Raw genomic sequence first — 17,002 nt, forward strand, 5'->3', positions numbered from 1 at the left:
ATGCTTAAAATTGTAGACAGATATATCATTAAAAAATACCTTGGAACTTTTAGTTTCATGTTGGTATTATTGTCTATAGTCGTATTAGTAATTGATGTTCAGCAGAAGATTCCAAGAATAGAAAATGCCAAGGCTATTGATCCGAAACTGGATCTGACGTATTTTCTTATCCATTTTTATCCTTTCTGGATTATCAATCTTGTGGTGACCTTCCTTTCCATTCTGGTGTTTATTTCGGTAATTTATTTTACCTCCAGAATGGCAAATAATACTGAAATTGTTGCTATTATTAGTAGTGGAGCCAGTTTTCACAGGTTTTCCAAACCTTATCTGGTAACCTCCATTTTTATTGGATTAATTGCTCTTGTAGTGTATCATATGGTTCTTCCATGGGCCAATATCAAGAAAAATGAACTGGAAGCGTATACCTATAATGCAGCCAATAAAGAAAAGATTTTAGGGACAGCTCCAGCCTCTTCGCAGCTGAGCAAAACAGAATATATTTTTGTTGATTCCTGGAACAAAAGAGAAAAAAGAGGTTCTAGTTTTGTCTATCAGAAATATGATAAAGACAGAAAAATGACTTATGAGCTTAAAGCAAGCGAAGTGTATTGGGATAAAACCAAAAAGCAGTTTGTTTTAAATAATTATCTGGAAAAAACAATCAATAAAGACAATACCGAAAAACTCGGTAACGGAATAGAATTAAGGAAAAATTATGGACATTCACCGGAAGAGCTTTTCCCTAACGAGCTTTTGGGACAAAATAAAACAACTCCGGAACTTTTAAAATTTATTGAAAGAGAAAAGGCAAGAGGAAACAGTAACCTGAACTCTTATCTGAATGAGCTTCATCAAAGAACATCAATGCCTGTTTCTATCATTATTCTGACATTCCTGGCACTTTCACTGTCATCACAAAAGAAAAGAGGAGGATTGGGGATTAACCTGGCAATAGGAATCTCATTGGCCTTTATTTTCGTGTTTTCATTTGAAGCCCTGAAAGTGGTTTCGGAAAATAAAAGTTTATCTCCTGCTGTAGCAATGTGGCTGCCAAATATGGTGTTTCTGCCGCTTACCCTTTATCTTTACATTAAGAGAGCCAATCAGTAAAGTAATTTTACTTCCTTGTGATAGAAGGAACGTATTCCGTCTTCCAGTTCGATCCAGAGTTCACCCTTTTCGTCTGCATTTCGGATGATGCCATTTTGTCGCTCTTTTTCAATTTCAAAGACAGAGATCATATCTTTTCTGAAAAGATTTGCATTGTATCCGTCCAGAATTTCCTGATCGGAAGGAATATTTTTCAGTTTCTCAGACAAATATTCATGAAGGTTTAATGAAACTTCTTCCAGGTCAAATTCCATACCTGTTTGCGTCAGGAGTGATCCTGCATTGGATATTTCATCAAATTTATCCTGAAGAATATTGATGCCTGCCCCTATGATGAAATAATTATTTTGATTAATTTTTTTCTTTTCTATTAAAATTCCAACGATTTTTTTACCTTTAAGGATAATATCATTCGGCCATTTGATTTTTACCTCTGATTCAGACAAATTGGCAAGGAAATCCCGGATAACCATTGCGGTATAATAATTGAATATAAAGTCGGAGCACACGATGTTCTGAGTATTCACTGCCAGCGTATAAGCCAGGTTTTTTTCCGCAGTTTGAGTCCAGACATTTCCATACTGACCACGGCCTTTAGTTTGATTAAAAGTATGCAGTCCAATAAAATCTGAATTTTCGTAAAGTAAAAACTTTGATATTTCGTCATTAGTAGAAGAACATTCTTTCAGGTAGAAGAGTTGGCTCATTTAAGAAAACTTTAAGACATTAAGAGGGTAAAAGTAAGGTTAAAGTAAAGAAAAAACAATAAATTTGCAGATTATAGTATTTTTTTAATGAATAAAACAGCAGAAAAACAAGCGTTAATAGATAAAATCGTTGAAGCTATCCAGGATGTAAAAGGAGAAGACATTATGATCTTCGATCTTTCCAACATCGAAAACTCCGTAGCAGAAACGTTCGTGATATGTAGTGGAAACTCAAATACACAGGTAGCAGCTTTGGCAGGAAGTGTTGAGAAAAAAGTAAGAAACGAACTTCAGGACAGACCTTGGCACGTAGAAGGTACTGAAAATGCAATGTGGGTATTGGTGGATTACGTTTCAGTGGTGGTTCATATATTCCAAAAAGAAGTACGTGAGTACTACGATATAGAAGAGCTTTGGGGTGACGCAGTCATTACCAAAATTGAAAATGAATAATAAAAATTTTAAAAAGTCTAAATGAATAATAAAGGATTCAACTGGTTTTTTCCAATTGCAATCATAGCTCTTTTGCTCTTCTTTGGCTCCAATTTCCTTGGAGGCGATAGCGCAAAATCTATTGATGAAGATGGTTTCTTTAGAGAAATGCAGGCAGGGAAAGTCCAGAATATAATTATATACAAAGACATAGAGAAAGCTGATGTTTTCCTAACAAAAGAAGCAAAATCGGCAATGGTTTCCAAAGCCGGAAAAGAAAATAACCCCCTTTCTGCCTTTGAAATGGCTCCCAAAGCAGACTTTTCTGTGAAATATGGAGACCTTCAACTTTTCCTTCAGAAATTTGAGCAGGTGAAAGCCAGTAATCCGGTGATTAAAACAACTAAAGATTACGGAACAGGGAAAAGCGCACTAATGGATATTTTAATCCCTGCGCTGGTTTGGATTTCCATTCTGGGATTATTCTACTTCCTTCTTTTCAGAAAGATGGGCGGTGGTGGCGGTCCTGGCGGACAAATCTTCTCTATCGGTAAATCTAAAGCGAAGCTTTTTGACGAAAAAGAAAGAATTCAGGTGACATTTAAAGATGTTGCAGGATTGGAAGGAGCTAAAGAAGAAGTTCAGGAAGTTGTGGATTTCTTGAAAAACTCTGAAAAATATACTAAATTGGGAGGTAAAATTCCTAAGGGTGTTCTTTTAGTAGGACCTCCGGGAACAGGTAAAACCTTATTGGCAAAAGCTGTTGCAGGGGAAGCTAAAGTTCCGTTCTTCTCACTTTCTGGTTCAGATTTCGTTGAAATGTTTGTTGGGGTAGGGGCTTCCAGAGTAAGAGACCTTTTTGCTCAGGCCAAAGCAAAATCTCCGGCGATTATCTTTATTGACGAGATTGATGCTATCGGACGTGCAAGAGGAAAGAATAATTTCTCTGGTGGAAACGACGAAAGAGAAAATACATTGAACCAGCTTCTTACCGAAATGGACGGTTTCGGAACAGATGTCAATGTCATTGTAATGGCGGCTACCAACAGAGCGGATATTCTTGATAAGGCATTAATGAGAGCAGGACGTTTTGACCGTTCTATCTATGTAGATCTTCCGGAACTTCACGAAAGAAGACAGATCTTTGATGTTCACTTGAAAAAAATCAAGCTTGATGATAATGTAGACAGAGATTTCCTGGCAAAACAAACTCCTGGATTCAGCGGGGCAGATATTGCGAATGTTTGTAATGAAGCAGCATTGATCGCAGCGAGATATAACCATACTTCTGTTACAAAACAGGACTTCCTGGATGCAGTAGACAGAATTATTGGTGGGCTTGAAAAGAAAAATATGGCCATTAAGCCATCTGAAAAGAGAAGAGTTGCTTATCATGAAGCAGGTCACGCTACAATCTCTTGGTTGGTAGAACATGCATCACCACTTTTAAAAGTAACGATTGTTCCAAGAGGACGTTCTTTAGGGGCAGCATGGTATCTTCCGGAAGAAAGACAGCTTACCACTACTGAGCAAATGCTGGACGAAATGTGTGCAACATTGGGAGGTAGAGCCGCAGAACAGGTAATCTTCAACAATATCTCTACAGGAGCGCTTTCTGATCTTGAAACAGTAACGAAGAGAGCCCAGGCAATGGTGACAATCTATGGATTAAGCCCGAACATTGGTAATATTTCTTACTATGACAGTTCAGGACAGTCTGAATACTCTTTCGGAAAGCCTTACTCTGAAGAAACAGCTACTAAAATTGATGCGGAGATCAAATTGATTATCGAAAATCAGTATGAAAGAGCAGTAAGAATTCTTGAAGAAAATAAAGATAAATTGGATGCTCTGGCAAATAAATTGTTAGAAAAAGAAGTGATCTTCCGTGAAGATTTAGAAGAAATATTCGGAAAAAGAGCATGGGATCCTGAATTGACGGAGAAACCCGTGACCAATACTATTCCTGAAAAAGATCAGCCAGTAGTGGAAACACCTCAGATCAAAGAAAAAGAAGAAGAAAGCGAAATACAGGCTCCAGAAAGCCCGACACAGCTTTAAGACTCTTAAAAATATACCTTACAAAAACCTGACAACTTCAAAATTGTCAGGTTTTTTCATATTTAAAGAGATATTTTGAACTCTATTGTAATTTATTTTCTATTTTTGTATAAAGTTGACTAAAAATAGATTAAGTTGAATTTATTCAAGAGGATTGTAAGCAAACTTACCAACCAGCCTGAAGAAGAGGATAAACAGAGCCTGGAGAAGCTTGGGGATTCGCTGAAAAATGCGGATCTTGACTATAAGTTTGCGCAATTATTTACGCATTCGGGGGGATTTTTTAATTATTGTGCAGATGAAGCGGAAGCTCTACAAACTTTAAATCAAATTATCAAAATTGAAGGTATCCACAACCTTTTCTGTTGGGATAAAGAACTTCAGAATTTTTTGAACGTCGTGAAGTCTACCCATACTTCAGAACTTCAGCCGTCTAATGATGCCGCATTCATTACATGTGAATACCTGATCGCCTATGATGGCAGGATCATGCTTTCGCATAATAATATTCTTCATTATCATTCTTCAAGACTTCCCGATAGAATTATCATAATTGCCAATGTTTCTCAGATTGTAAACAACCTGAATGATGCTATGGGGAAAATAAAAAGAAACGGGAATATCAAGAACCTTACTTCCATCAGCGGAAGCCAGTCTAAAATGGACAGTTCTTCCAATTCCAATACAAAACTGTTTTTATTGCTGCTTGAAGATTAAGCAATCACTTGTAAATTTTAAATTTTGGATAAAAATCTCATTCAAAGAACCGTATCAGGTATAGTCTATGTAGCCGTCATTATACTTTGTTCTACTCCGCTGGGAGCACAGCTGTTGAACAGCATTGCCCCCGGCCTTATCAAACAACAGTATCTTTTTTATGGCTTAATGAGTCTGTTACTGGTTGTGGGAACATGGGAATGTGTTAAAATCATGAAATTTGGAAGCGGATATGAAAAATGGGTAGTATTTCCATTGGTCATTTTTATATTCTATATTTTTTCCAAAAGATATTTCAACCACGATTTCTTTTTTGATTTCAGGCTCAGCGAAATATTAGCGCTGGCTCTGATTGGGATTGCTGTGGTTACTTTATTCAAATTTCCCACCGAATTATACTTCGACAGCGGGAAACTTATTTTTACCGTTATCTATGTAGCGCTGCCATTCAGTTTTGCATTGGGACTGCCAAAGTTCTCCAGCTATAGTGATGCTTTCTCCCTGGAGGTTTTATTCCTCTTTATTCTGATCTGGAGTAGTGACACCTTTGCTTATCTGGTAGGGAAATTCTTTGGAAAACATAAAATGGCGCCTAAAATTTCCCCTAAGAAAACATGGGAAGGATATGCGGGTGGTGTAGTGCTAACATTGGTTTTATCCTACTTTATTGAACATTATCAGCCTGAATTGAGAGGGAACTGGATGGTTGTAGGATTTCTGGTTGCTGCCTTTGCTCCGCTAGGGGATCTGGTAGAAAGCCAGCTGAAAAGAAATTTCGGGGTGAAAGACAGTGGAAACATCATTCCGGGGCATGGAGGAGTTTTAGACAGGCTGGATAGTTTTATTATCTGCGTTCCTGTCGTATATTTGTACTTTATTTTAGAAAAATTTATTTAGTCTCATGAAATTACATAGAGAATCAAAAGGAACAATTACCGTTGCGACCATACTTTTTATTATTTTGGGCGTATTAGCAATTTATTTCCTTAAAATATGGTCCCTGCTGATCATTATGCCTTTGTTGGTTATTTACAGTTTAGTTTTCTGGTTTTTCAGAGTTCCGGATCGTAATATCCTTGATCACAAAGAAAACGTGATAGCTCCGGTGGACGGAAAAGTGGTAATGATCAAAGAAGTGGATGAAGATGAATTTATAAAAGGAAAAGCCATTCAGGTTTCTATTTTTATGTCTCCGCTGAATGTTCACATCTGTAGATATCCGGTTTCGGGTGAAGTGATTTACAAAAAGTACCACCCGGGAAAATATCTGGTAGCATGGCATGAAAAGTCTTCTACAGAGAACGAAAGAACTACTATGGCCGTACAAACGATGACCAATCATAAAGTTGTCTTCAGACAAATTGCCGGATATGTGGCCAGAAGGATTGTTTTCTACTGTAATGAAGGTGATAAAGCAAAAGCCGGGCATGAATTCGGATTTATTAAATTCGGATCCAGAATGGATGTATTCCTGCCTTTGGATACTGAGATTATCTGTAAGATCGGAGATATTACAAAAGGAGGTTTGGATGTGATTGCTAAACTGAAAGAAAATTAAAAATAGTACTACTATATAAAAAACTAAAGAGAGCCTTCGTTGCTCTCTTTTTTATTTGAAAAATGATCATTTGAGTTTAACTACGCATGCGTAATATTGCGTATTCAGATATTAAATCTTTTTCATTAAGATGAATAATTTTGCAGCTACAAAAACACAAGTTATTCATGCTTTCAAGCCATAAAATGGATAACGGAATATGTTTTATGGTTTTTACTATTGATTTTTCTTTGTTATTAGTTTAATAATTTAATTTGAATTTTAGTAAATTAGAACAGGAAAACACAAATCATATTCTTTTATCACTGAAAAACACAAACATATATTTTGTTTTGTGAGTTTTTATGTTACTTAAAGGCTGTTAATATTGGAAAATTTATGCTTTCAGTAGTACGAATGCCAACTTGAGCTTGTGAAAACATAAAAAAAAACACGATGATTTATAAGTTTTTCTTTAAGATGATCAACGATGAAGCGGAGAAAATGAATGACGATTTTGATAGCAACTATCTAAATCTTATCAACCGGTATCTGCTTTTATTGTTCTTCATATTTTTGTTTTACTCCATTTTTATTATTGTTTTTTTCGGGGATATGTTGATTTCAATATTTCTTACCGTTATTACCTTTTTCTGGTTGTTTTTAATGGCAATAAAAGGGAAAACGAAGCGATTCAGGAACGTGCTGAAAACGTCTATCATCTTTACATTTGTGTTACTGACTTTTATAGTGAGTTTTTTTAATGTTTATACTTTCAAAAATGCAGGGGTAGAATATTTTTATTTTTGTCTTTTGTTTGCCGTTCCATTCTTTTTGAATTATAAGAAAGATGCTTTTTCTATCTTTTTCATTACATTCATGATCTGCATCAACTTCATTGTATGCCTTTACTTTGATTTTGATTTCCTTCCAAAAAGCAGATTTATAGAAGCAGAAGACTTTAAAACAATAAAGCTGCTTAATATCTTATTTTCTATTGCCTCTTTTCTGATGGATATTGTTTTTATCACCCAGAAAGACGCGCTGATTAATGGTTTAATTACCGATAAAAAAGAGAAAGATTCTACCATCAAAGATCTGGTTAAAACAAATGCAGAACTGATGAAGCACCAGATGCTGATCAATCATCTTTCGGAAGAAAATATCCTGGAGATTTTAAATTTGGCAGAAAGTAATTCACCCGTGTTTTTTGAAAAATTTCAGTTGTTTTTTCCTCACTTTATCCCTGATATTTTAAAAATAAATCCTAACCTTATTCATTCTGAACTGTATTTCTGTGCTTTGATGAAGCTTGATTTTGATACCAAGAAGATTGCGCAATGTACCAACAACAGTATTCGGGCTGTGGAAAGTAAAAAATACAGGATCCGGAAGAAACTGAATATATCCTCTGAGATTAATGTCAATAGCTTTTTGATTAAAATATAAACAAAATTCCGATTTTTGTTACTTATGCGTAATGTTGCGTGCCGATTGATGATGTTTTTTGTTTTTCTTGTCAATATTTTTACTTAAAAACATTGTGATGAATATTAAGAACATTCATATTGGGAGCCTGATCCGAACCAAAGTGGAAGAGCATCAGATTTCAATAGAAAGAATCTCCAGATTTTTAGACAAACCGGAAGATGATGTAGAAATGATGTATCAGGCAAAAAGTATTGATACGGACATTCTGATGAAATGGTGTAAGCTTTTAAAATTTGATTTTTTCAGATTTTATACCAGTCATCTTATTTTGTATGCTCCGCAGTCAAGAATTGATAATGTATTCAGGGAAAAGGGAAGCACTATACTTTTCAGAAAGAGTATTTATACACAGGAGGTAAAAAATTTTATACTTGAAAAAATAGAAATGGGATCAATGACAGCCAATGATGTTGTTGAAAGATATAAGATTCCCAAAACAACTTTGTACAAATGGATGAAAAAACTATAATATGATACCTGACTACAAGCAGATCTATACTGATATTCTTAAAGAAAAGTTTCCGGAAAAATCATTAGATATAACCATCCAAAATAAGCTTGAAAGATTACACTCAGCTATTGAAATTCTAAAATTTAATCAATTGATTTTTGGTGAACCGGAATATGCAATTGAGTTCAATAATCAAAGACTCCGTTCTTATGATGAAGAATCTATTTTGGAAATTCTCAGATATCAGAAAAAAAACGGATTGAGCAATTTTCAGCTCGGCTGTCATTTTAAAATAAGCAGAAATACAATTGCCAAATGGAAAACAGTTTTTAAAATATAACATTGATGTTTCATTTGGTTTAATTGAATTATTTTTTTAATTAATAAGCAATAATGATTTTTATGTTTGATTGACTGTATTTTTTTGAACTTATTATTGAATTTATTTAAATAACTCAACTTTTTGTTTGTGCTTTCATGTGATCGTAATCTGTTGTGGTTTTGTGAGTTTTACTACGCGTGAGTAGTATTGCGTAGGGAAAAATAATTTGTAATTGTCTGAGGGTAATAATTTTGTGACGGTTAAATGACTTAGTTAAAAATTTTACTCATTAAACAATTATAACTTAAAATGATGGACACAAAATTTACAATTCCCCCAATCAAAGTCTTGCTGATAGCACTGCTGTTTGCTTTTGGAAAATTTTATTCTCAAGCCAATAATGGAGCGGTAGGAATTAATACCATTACCCCTAATGCTAATTCCGTTTTGGATGTCATCTCAGGAAATAACAATAAAGGAATCCTTATTCCCAGATTAACTGAGGCACAGAGAAATGCTATTACGATCAACCAGTCCAATGATGATGGTCTGACGATTTACAATACCACAGAAGATTGTTTCAATTACTGGAGCCTTGCAGATAATGAATGGAAAAGTGTCTGCGGGCAGATGGGTAAATCTGTTTTTACCATAGACTGTTCCACTTCCAAAGCAATGGGAAGCTATGTAAAAGGAAAAGAACTTACTGGTTCCAATTACCTGAGCATTGCTGTGAATGTAACAAAACCGGGTAATTATACCATTTCCGGAACAACTACCAACGGATACAATTTTTACGGAACCGGAGTGTTTCTAAATGCCGGAACACAAACGATACAGATTCCAGGACAGGGAATTCCTCAGAATATCCAGACCGATAATGTGTCACTTGAAGCAAACGGAACAGCTGTTACCTGTACTCCTGCGATCTCTGTTACAGTACTAAGCCCTGCGGGGACATATACCATGAGCTGTGGAAGTGCAACAGTAAATGGGGTGTACAAAGTAGGAACAGCTCTTACGGCTTCCAATACGATTACTTTGCCTGTGAATGTTGCGGCACTGGGTAGTTATACCATTACCACCAATACAGTTGATGGAATTTCTTTCAGTGGTTCAGGAGTATTTGCAGCTACAGGAAATCAGAATATTACGCTGCAGGGTACAGGGTCACCTTCCTCCACGGCTGTAAAAACGATAACAATTACTTCGGACAGTCAGGGTGGGGTTTCAACGACATGTACAGTAAATGTAATTGTGGTTGTTCCGAAGAAAAAACTTTTAACGATCGGAACAGCACCAAACGGCTGCGGATATAATGTGTCAGGAACTTCTCCATCAGGGATGGTAACTAAAGCAGTTGCCAATTTTGGAACATTGGCCAACAGCATCGTAAAATACGAAGGATGGGATCAGATCATAGATGGTACAGACAGTCCGAGTGTTGCGCAGCTGACAACCTGGACAACCGGAGCCAACCCTGTAGATATTATTGTCATAGGATATGCATGGGGAATGAATGCTGCTGAGGCACAGGTGTTAAAAAATTATCTGGCAAAAGGAGGTGTAATTGTTGCTTATTCTGAAAGTAACAGCGGAATGCAGAATCTTTTCAGAAATGTTTTTGACGGATCAGTAAACACAGGAAGTGTAAACAGCGCGGGAGCGGTCTATAAACTGCCCATGACAAATGATGAAATTCTGAATGGCCCTTTTGGAGATATAAGAGGATTGCAATGGGGAGAAGATGCTTCTTCTACAACCTATGCAACAGGACTTCCTTCAAGTGAAATTACAGTGTATTCAGGAGATACAAACATCTCTACGGCTTCACCGTCAGGAACTGTAGGTCGTGTAACTGCATTCAAACATAATACTTTAAACTTCATCTGGGTAGGAGATGGTGGTTTCAACTCTCAGTGTGGGACAGTTACTTCTCCAAATACTTCAGATACTATATGTCCGTTCTATGCAGATACTAATTATAAGCCGATTGCTAAACCCAATTATGGAAATGGGGCTGCTGCTTATGAAATGAATGTATATAACTCAATATTCTATGCAAATGCTCTTGCCTGGGCGATTAAAAAGGCAGAATTCAGTGGAATAAACACAAAATGATAAAGTTTTTTAAAGATGACTCCGGCACGATTATTCGTGCCGGAGTTTTTTATTTTATATACTTTTTAATCTCTTCTGTAAGGCTTAATATGAATTCTACCGGCAGGTCTTCTTCAGTGTCAATTAAGAGGATTTTAAACTTCTTTCTGCCATCCAGAATCAGCTCCGGATAATCCAGCTTATCACCGTGGTAAAAGCTGATGTAATGTTTCTTGTATTTTTTGCTGTAATAGAAATAACACAGCATTTTCTTTTTGTATTTGATAAACGGAAGCCCGAAACTGAATGTTTCTGTAATATTTTCCGGATCTGAAGCTAAGATACTATCACGTAAAAATAAAAGAGTACTTCTTTCAGGCTCTTCGATTCTGTAGAAATACTCTTGTATAGGGTTCATTTTAACGGAATTAAAATATTAGTCGAAATTTTGAAGTTCAACAAGCTTGTTATACATTCCTTTTTTAGCGATCAGATCATGATGTGTTCCTTGCTCTACAATATCACCTTTTTCCATCACTACGATCCAGTCTGCTTTCTGAATGGTTGAAAGACGGTGGGCAATTACAAGAGAAGTTCTGTTTTCCATCATCTTCTCCAGGGCATCCTGTACAAATCTTTCAGATTCTGTATCCAGGGCAGAGGTTGCCTCATCCAGAATCATAATCGGTGGGTTTTTCAATACTGCTCTGGCAATAGAAACTCTCTGCTTCTGACCTCCGGAAAGCTTCCCTCCATCATCTCCGATATTTGAATCATATCCTTCAGGAAGTGTTGTGATAAATGCGTCTGCATTGGCAATTTTTGCAGCAGCAATTACTTCTTCTCTTGTCGCATCAGGCTTACCCATCAGGATATTATTATAAACGGAATCGTTGAATAATACGGATTCCTGGGTTACCATGCCCAGAAGTTTGCGGTATTCATTTAATTTTAAATGTTTAATATTGGTGCCGTCAATCATGATCTCTCCTTCAGAAACATCATAGAATCTTGCTAAAAGATTGGCAATGGTTGTTTTACCACTTCCACTTTGGCCAACAAGAGCCACTGTTTTCCCTTTTGGAATAGAAAGTGAGAAGTTTTTAAGAATCGTATGGTCTTTATCGTAGAAAAAGCCAATATTATTAAACTCGATAGAATGATTTAAAGTTGAGATGGAAACAGGATTTGCTATTTCATCAATTTTCACATCAGCATCCAGAATTGCCAAAACTCTTTCAAGAGAGGCTTCTCCCTTTTGTACATTGGAAATTGACTGAGACAGACTTTTTACAGGAGGTAAAATCTGGAAGAAGATTCCCAGGAAAACCAAGAAATCTGCAGGGGAGATGCTTTGCTCTACAATGATTTGTTTTCCCCCATACCAGGCGATAATTAAGAACGTAACCGAACCTAAAAATTCGCTCATCGGAGATGCTAATTCTTTTTTCCTTCCTAAGCTTATAGAACTGTTGATCCATTTCTGCATTGACTGCATAAAACGGTTGTCCATTATTTTTTCTGCACTGAAAATCTTAATCACCTTGGTAGATTTCAATGTTTCGTCTACGATCGAGAAGATCGTTCCCATTTCATTTTGGGCTTGGTGAGAGTCTTTTTTCAGGCTTTTTCCTATTAAAGCAATCATTGTTCCCATTACAGGTAATACCAGAAGAGAGAAAAGAGTCATCTCTGTACTTAAGAAGAAAAGAGTCACCAATGTGCTTATCAGCATAAAAGGTGCATTGATCAATTCAACTAAACTTCCCAGAATATTACCTTCAACTTCACCTACGTCATTTGACATACGAGACATCAGGTCTCCCTTTCTGCTTTCTGTAAAAAAAGAAACAGGTAAAGAAAGAATCTTTCTGTACATCGCTCCACGAAGGTCTTTAGTAACACCTACACGATAATTGATCAACAAAAATGAACCTAAATATCTGAAAAGGTTTCTCAGTAAAAACATAAAAGCCGTTATTACACAAAGCCAGGCCAGAACGTTAAGTGCTCCGTGCTCAGTTACTAAACTCTGAACATAATAATTGGCGTACTCTTTTGCGTAAGAGAAAAAATCTAAAATCTCTCCCGAATAAACAGGAGGATGGCTGTATTTTTTAGCTTCTATGGTTCCGAAAAGCATTCCCAAAACCGGTAGAATAGTCCCTAAGGAAGCAATCTGGAATACAGAATACATAAGGTTGAAAAACAAACTTCCGTAGATGTATTTTTGGTGAGGTCTTGCGAACTTCAGTATTTTAATATATTGGTTCATTCAATGAAAAAATTGGATAGCAAAATTACGTAAAATTAAAAGATAAGACGTTCTTAATCCTGTTTTACTTTAATGGATATGTTTCAAAAAATGTCTTTTTGTTACAACTCAGGGGGATTGTGTTTTATTTTTTAATAAATAATTGGGCATAGAAGCTTAAGCATTAAAAGATAAAAGGCTCTGGTTGTTTAATAAAAAACCGCTGAAACAGCGGTTCTTTATATGATGGTTTAATTAAAATTTTACCTGATCGTTATATTTAGGAGTGAAATTTTTAGGATTCAGTTTATCCAGCGTTTTCCCAAAGTTATTGATGATCTGTGTCATATTATCAAAATCTACGATGTTGATGTCATCATTTTCGTGATGATAATGAGATGCTTTCGTCATGTCTACGGTAGAGAATGAATGGGCAATGATTTTCTTTTTTACAAAGCTTACATTGTCTGAGCGGTAGAACAGCTGCTGTTTCGCATATGGATCTGCATTGAGTTTTAATCCGTTTACTGCATTTTTATTAAAAAGTTCATCAAGATCAGAGAATCCGTCTCCTGTCATATATAATGCATTTTTTCCCCACTGAGATTCTGTAGCTACCATTTCAAAATTGAAAAGCGCGGTCAGCTTATTATAAATGTGATCCAGATTTGTATCCGTTGAAATAGCTCTTGAACCAAGCATTCCTTTCTCCTCTCCATTGAATGCCATGAAAACCATTGAGAATTCAGGCTTTTTGTTTTTTAAATAATCGGCAATACCTACCAGGGTAGTAATTCCGCTGGCATCATCATCTGCTCCGTTATAAATGTTATCACCACTTTTGTCACTGGTTCCAATATGATCAAAGTGCCCTGAAAACCCAAGATACTGATCTGTTTTTCCTTTTTTGATTCCGCAGACATTATATACTGTTTTCCCATTATAATCAAACGGCACCAGATAAGATTTTCCGGTACAGTATTCCAGATTATTTTCTTTGAAAAGCTTGGCGATATAATTGGCTGCATTTTCATTTTCCTGAGTTCCGATTTCACGTCCCTTCATTTCATCCGAAGCGAGAGTGGAAAGGACTGTTTTTATCCTTTCTTTGGAAACCTCCTGAGAAAATGTAAGTATGGAGAATAGTGATAAAGTAAGAAATGTTAGCTTTTTCATTGTCTTTTATTAAACGTTAGATGATCTGTCGTGTTTTTGATCAAAAAGTTGCAATGAATTTACATAAATTAATTGATGTGAGGGTACAGACTGTATAAATAGGAATATGGCAAATAAAAAACAGCTCCTTAAAAGAAGCTGTTCTCACTCAAAAAATCGTTGTAAGGCTATCGAAGTCTGTCTACAGATTTTACGAGCCTCTCATCTTTACGGATATAAATGTTTGCAATAAGCAGACATATTACCGCAATCAATGGGAAAATCGGCTCAATACCCTTCTCAGGAATCTGAATTCCTCCGGATAAGTTTAGTAACCAGTACGCCAATACACCAATCAACAAAACGTTTATAATGATGCTGATGGTATTCAGCAAAATTTGTCTTTTTCTGTTTTTGAAACTAAAAATACTTAATGCTCCAATGATCACAAGCACGATACTGCCCATATTAAGTAAAGGAATACTGTCGGAAATGACAACATCCTGTCCTGTTATAAAAAGGAAAACAGCAGCTAAGACTGCTAATAACGTCCATATAGTTTGTATTCTCTGTAGCATTGAATATTAAATTCTTGGCAAAAATAACATAAATTTTGCACAATTCAAAAATAAGTGTAGATTTGCATTATACAATGTACTTGAAAACCAAAGTCACCGGACTTACTTTTCTTACTCACAATTAATTACATTTTTACATAAATATGTTTAACATAGAAACGTTAAGGTCAAAATCCGTAACGGAACTGACTAAAATCTTAAAAGATTTGGGCGTTAAAGTTGCAAGAACCAGCAATGAAAATGACAAGATCTTTGCTATTCTTGACTTTCAGGCTTCTAACCCTAAAGTTGCAAAAGATTATTTCAACGCCACAGAACCCGCCAGTATAAATACTGAAGAGGCCCCAGCAGAAAAAACTGCTAAAGCCCCGGTAAGAAAAGCTGCTCCGAAAAAACCGGCAGCAAAACCAAAAGCAAATACAAAAGCTCCGGAAGAACCTAAAACAGAGGAAAAAGTAGAAGAAAAGGTATCGGCTCCCGAAGAAATAAAACAGGAAGAACCTAAAGCAGAAGTATCAGTAGCGGTCACCACAGAAGATGTATCAGCTGCAGCTCAAGCTAAAAAGAAAAGAAAAAGAGTTTCTACCAACACAGGTAACGCAGAAGTATCTCAGGAAAGAACAGAAACTTCAAAAAACACAGAACCTCAAGAGCCTGCTCAGGCTGAAGAAAAGCCAAACAATCCCCCTCAACAACAGGCTAACAGACCTCAAAAAGGACACAACCATCCACAAAACAGTGGAAACCAACATAAAAATCAAAACCAACAACACCAGCAGCATCAAAACCAAAATCAGAATCAAAACAGACATTCTGAAAAGGCAGAGGAGCAGCACGACCATAAAAAAGAATTCAATTTCGATGGATTGGTAAGCATTGAAGGTGTTTTGGAAATTTTACCGGATAACTACGGATTTTTACGTTCGTCAGATTTCAGCTACATTTCTTCTCCAGATGATGTGTATGTATCTACAGCACAGATCAGGAATTATGGTTTAAAAACCGGAGATACGGTAAAAGGTATTGTAAGACTTCCAAAAGAAGGAGAGAAATATTTTTCACTATTAAAGCCTACAGAAGTTAATGGTCGTGATCTTGCGTTCATTAAAGATCGTGTAGCTTTTGAATACCTTACGCCGCTTTTCCCTGAAGAGAAATTCAATCTTGCAGGAAGCGAATCTACGGTATCTACAAGAATTGTGGATCTATTCGCACCTATCGGAAAAGGACAGAGAGCAATGATTGTGGCACAGCCTAAAACAGGTAAGACCATGTTGCTTAAAGATATCGCCAATTCTATTGCTGCTAATCACCCGGAAGTATACATGATGGTTCTTTTGATTGATGAACGTCCGGAAGAGGTTACTGATATGGAAAGAAGTGTAAATGCAGAAGTAATTGCTTCTACATTTGATGAAGCCGCTGAAAAACACGTGAAAGTAGCGAACCTGGTTCTGGCGAAAGCACAGAGAATGGTAGAATGCGGACACGATGTAGTAATCTTACTGGATTCAATCACAAGACTCGCAAGAGCATACAACACAGTTACTCCCGCATCAGGTAAGGTTCTTTCCGGAGGGGTAGATGCCAATGCTCTTCACAAGCCGAAAAGATTCTTTGGGGCAGCAAGAAAAATTGAAGGAGGAGGATCTCTGACGATTATTGCAACCGCATTGATTGATACAGGATCTAAAATGGATGAAGTAATCTTTGAAGAATTTAAAGGTACTGGTAACATGGAGCTTCAGCTGGACAGAAAAATTGCTAACAGAAGAATTTATCCTGCTATCGACTTAATTTCCTCCAGCACCCGTAGAGATGATCTGCTTCTGGATGAAGTAACTTCTCAGAGAATGTGGATCTTCAGAAAATATCTTTCTGAAATGAATCCTGTAGAAGCTATGGAATTTGTAAATAAGAACATCAAAGGAACTCTCAATAATGAAGAATTCCTGATGTCTATGAATAAATAAATTTTAATTTAATATTGTTAAATGAAAAGCACGGATCATTTGGTTCGTGCTTTTTGTTGGCCGTAAATAAAAAAAGTTAAAACTTAATTCATTCTAAATCAATGTATCAAT

16 protein-coding genes are annotated in these 17,002 nt (G+C 36.2%); 11 read left to right on the forward strand and 5 right to left on the reverse strand.

Annotation, left to right across the window (positions count from 1 at the left end):
• Positions 1-1,113, forward strand: a complete 1,113-nt coding sequence (locus tag FW781_RS11780; protein WP_149387613.1) for an LptF/LptG family permease — start codon at positions 1-3, stop codon at positions 1,111-1,113.
• Here the strand turns inward: FW781_RS11780 and FW781_RS11785 are convergent.
• On the reverse strand, positions 1,107-1,820 hold the full coding sequence (locus FW781_RS11785; RefSeq protein WP_149387614.1) for a biotin--[acetyl-CoA-carboxylase] ligase: 714 nt from the start codon (positions 1,818-1,820) through the stop codon (positions 1,107-1,109). The two genes, FW781_RS11780 and FW781_RS11785, sit on opposite strands and share 7 nt — an antisense overlap.
• Positions 1,821-1,907: 87 nt before the next feature.
• Between FW781_RS11785 and rsfS the strand changes: the two genes are divergently transcribed.
• From rsfS to FW781_RS11830, 9 genes are all read left to right on the forward strand, one after another.
• The gene (rsfS, locus tag FW781_RS11790) at positions 1,908-2,273 is read left to right on the forward strand and encodes a ribosome silencing factor (RefSeq protein WP_124532485.1); all 366 of its coding nucleotides are present in this window, start codon (positions 1,908-1,910) and stop codon (positions 2,271-2,273) included.
• Positions 2,274-2,294: 21 nt separating this feature from the next.
• On the forward strand, positions 2,295-4,313 hold the full coding sequence (ftsH, locus tag FW781_RS11795; protein ID WP_149387615.1) for an ATP-dependent zinc metalloprotease FtsH: 2,019 nt from the start codon (positions 2,295-2,297) through the stop codon (positions 4,311-4,313).
• A gap of 135 nt (positions 4,314-4,448) precedes the next feature.
• Positions 4,449-5,030: an LUD domain-containing protein gene (locus FW781_RS11800; protein WP_172625714.1), complete on the forward strand. Its 582-nt coding sequence runs from the start codon at positions 4,449-4,451 to the stop codon at positions 5,028-5,030.
• Positions 5,031-5,054: 24 nt separating this feature from the next.
• Positions 5,055-5,927: a phosphatidate cytidylyltransferase gene (locus FW781_RS11805; protein WP_149387617.1), complete on the forward strand. Its 873-nt coding sequence runs from the start codon at positions 5,055-5,057 to the stop codon at positions 5,925-5,927.
• Positions 5,928-5,931: 4 nt separating this feature from the next.
• Positions 5,932-6,588 (forward strand): phosphatidylserine decarboxylase family protein, encoded by a 657-nt coding sequence (locus tag FW781_RS11810; RefSeq protein WP_077413451.1) that lies wholly within the window; start codon positions 5,932-5,934, stop codon positions 6,586-6,588.
• Between the two features lie 435 nt (positions 6,589-7,023).
• On the forward strand, positions 7,024-8,016 hold the full coding sequence (locus FW781_RS11815) for a helix-turn-helix transcriptional regulator (RefSeq protein ID WP_149387618.1): 993 nt from the start codon (positions 7,024-7,026) through the stop codon (positions 8,014-8,016).
• Positions 8,017-8,113: 97 nt separating this feature from the next.
• The gene (locus FW781_RS11820; protein WP_149387619.1) at positions 8,114-8,527 is read left to right on the forward strand and encodes a transposase; all 414 of its coding nucleotides are present in this window, start codon (positions 8,114-8,116) and stop codon (positions 8,525-8,527) included.
• A gap of 1 nt (position 8,528) precedes the next feature.
• Positions 8,529-8,849, forward strand: a complete 321-nt coding sequence (locus tag FW781_RS11825; RefSeq protein WP_149387620.1) for a helix-turn-helix domain-containing protein — start codon at positions 8,529-8,531, stop codon at positions 8,847-8,849.
• A 291-nt stretch (positions 8,850-9,140) separates the two neighbouring features.
• Positions 9,141-10,952 (forward strand): autotransporter outer membrane beta-barrel domain-containing protein, encoded by a 1,812-nt coding sequence (locus tag FW781_RS11830; protein WP_149387621.1) that lies wholly within the window; start codon positions 9,141-9,143, stop codon positions 10,950-10,952.
• Positions 10,953-11,001: 49 nt separating this feature from the next.
• Here FW781_RS11830 and FW781_RS11835 read toward each other — a convergent pair whose 3' ends face one another.
• From FW781_RS11835 to FW781_RS11850, 4 genes are all read right to left on the reverse strand, one after another.
• Positions 11,002-11,349 carry a DUF1801 domain-containing protein gene (locus tag FW781_RS11835; protein ID WP_149387622.1) on the reverse strand — a complete coding sequence of 116 codons (348 nt, stop codon included), beginning with the start codon at positions 11,347-11,349 and terminating at the stop codon, positions 11,002-11,004.
• Positions 11,350-11,367: 18 nt separating this feature from the next.
• Positions 11,368-13,206 (reverse strand): ABC transporter ATP-binding protein, encoded by a 1,839-nt coding sequence (locus tag FW781_RS11840; protein ID WP_149387623.1) that lies wholly within the window; start codon positions 13,204-13,206, stop codon positions 11,368-11,370.
• A gap of 234 nt (positions 13,207-13,440) precedes the next feature.
• Positions 13,441-14,361, reverse strand: a complete 921-nt coding sequence (locus FW781_RS11845; protein ID WP_149387624.1) for a M28 family peptidase — start codon at positions 14,359-14,361, stop codon at positions 13,441-13,443.
• A 167-nt stretch (positions 14,362-14,528) separates the two neighbouring features.
• Positions 14,529-14,918 (reverse strand): DUF4293 family protein, encoded by a 390-nt coding sequence (locus tag FW781_RS11850; protein ID WP_149387625.1) that lies wholly within the window; start codon positions 14,916-14,918, stop codon positions 14,529-14,531.
• Positions 14,919-15,061: 143 nt separating this feature from the next.
• On the opposite strand from FW781_RS11850, the gene rho reads away from it, so the two are divergent.
• Positions 15,062-16,891 carry a transcription termination factor Rho gene (gene rho / locus FW781_RS11855; RefSeq protein ID WP_149387626.1) on the forward strand — a complete coding sequence of 610 codons (1,830 nt, stop codon included), beginning with the start codon at positions 15,062-15,064 and terminating at the stop codon, positions 16,889-16,891.
• The last annotated feature ends 111 nt before the right edge of the window (positions 16,892-17,002 follow it).

It is taken from the genome of Chryseobacterium panacisoli (genome assembly GCF_008274625.1).
GTDB classification, from domain to species: domain Bacteria; phylum Bacteroidota; class Bacteroidia; order Flavobacteriales; family Weeksellaceae; genus Chryseobacterium; species Chryseobacterium panacisoli.

Coding starts and splice junctions, on each gene's coding strand:
- FW781_RS11845 (WP_149387624.1), bottom strand. CDS start 14,361: ATGAAAAAGCTAACATTTCTTACTTTATCACTATTCTCCATACTTACA.
- FW781_RS11850 (WP_149387625.1), bottom strand. CDS start 14,918: ATGCTACAGAGAATACAAACTATATGGACGTTATTAGCAGTCTTAGCT.
- FW781_RS11820 (WP_149387619.1), top strand. CDS start 8,114: ATGAATATTAAGAACATTCATATTGGGAGCCTGATCCGAACCAAAGTG.
- rho (WP_149387626.1), top strand. CDS start 15,062: ATGTTTAACATAGAAACGTTAAGGTCAAAATCCGTAACGGAACTGACT.
- FW781_RS11810 (WP_077413451.1), top strand. CDS start 5,932: ATGAAATTACATAGAGAATCAAAAGGAACAATTACCGTTGCGACCATA.
- FW781_RS11780 (WP_149387613.1), top strand. CDS start 1: ATGCTTAAAATTGTAGACAGATATATCATTAAAAAATACCTTGGAACT.
- FW781_RS11840 (WP_149387623.1), bottom strand. CDS start 13,206: ATGAACCAATATATTAAAATACTGAAGTTCGCAAGACCTCACCAAAAA.
- ftsH (WP_149387615.1), top strand. CDS start 2,295: ATGAATAATAAAGGATTCAACTGGTTTTTTCCAATTGCAATCATAGCT.
- FW781_RS11815 (WP_149387618.1), top strand. CDS start 7,024: ATGATTTATAAGTTTTTCTTTAAGATGATCAACGATGAAGCGGAGAAA.
- rsfS (WP_124532485.1), top strand. CDS start 1,908: ATGAATAAAACAGCAGAAAAACAAGCGTTAATAGATAAAATCGTTGAA.
- FW781_RS11830 (WP_149387621.1), top strand. CDS start 9,141: ATGATGGACACAAAATTTACAATTCCCCCAATCAAAGTCTTGCTGATA.
- FW781_RS11835 (WP_149387622.1), bottom strand. CDS start 11,349: ATGAACCCTATACAAGAGTATTTCTACAGAATCGAAGAGCCTGAAAGA.
- FW781_RS11785 (WP_149387614.1), bottom strand. CDS start 1,820: ATGAGCCAACTCTTCTACCTGAAAGAATGTTCTTCTACTAATGACGAA.
- FW781_RS11825 (WP_149387620.1), top strand. CDS start 8,529: ATGATACCTGACTACAAGCAGATCTATACTGATATTCTTAAAGAAAAG.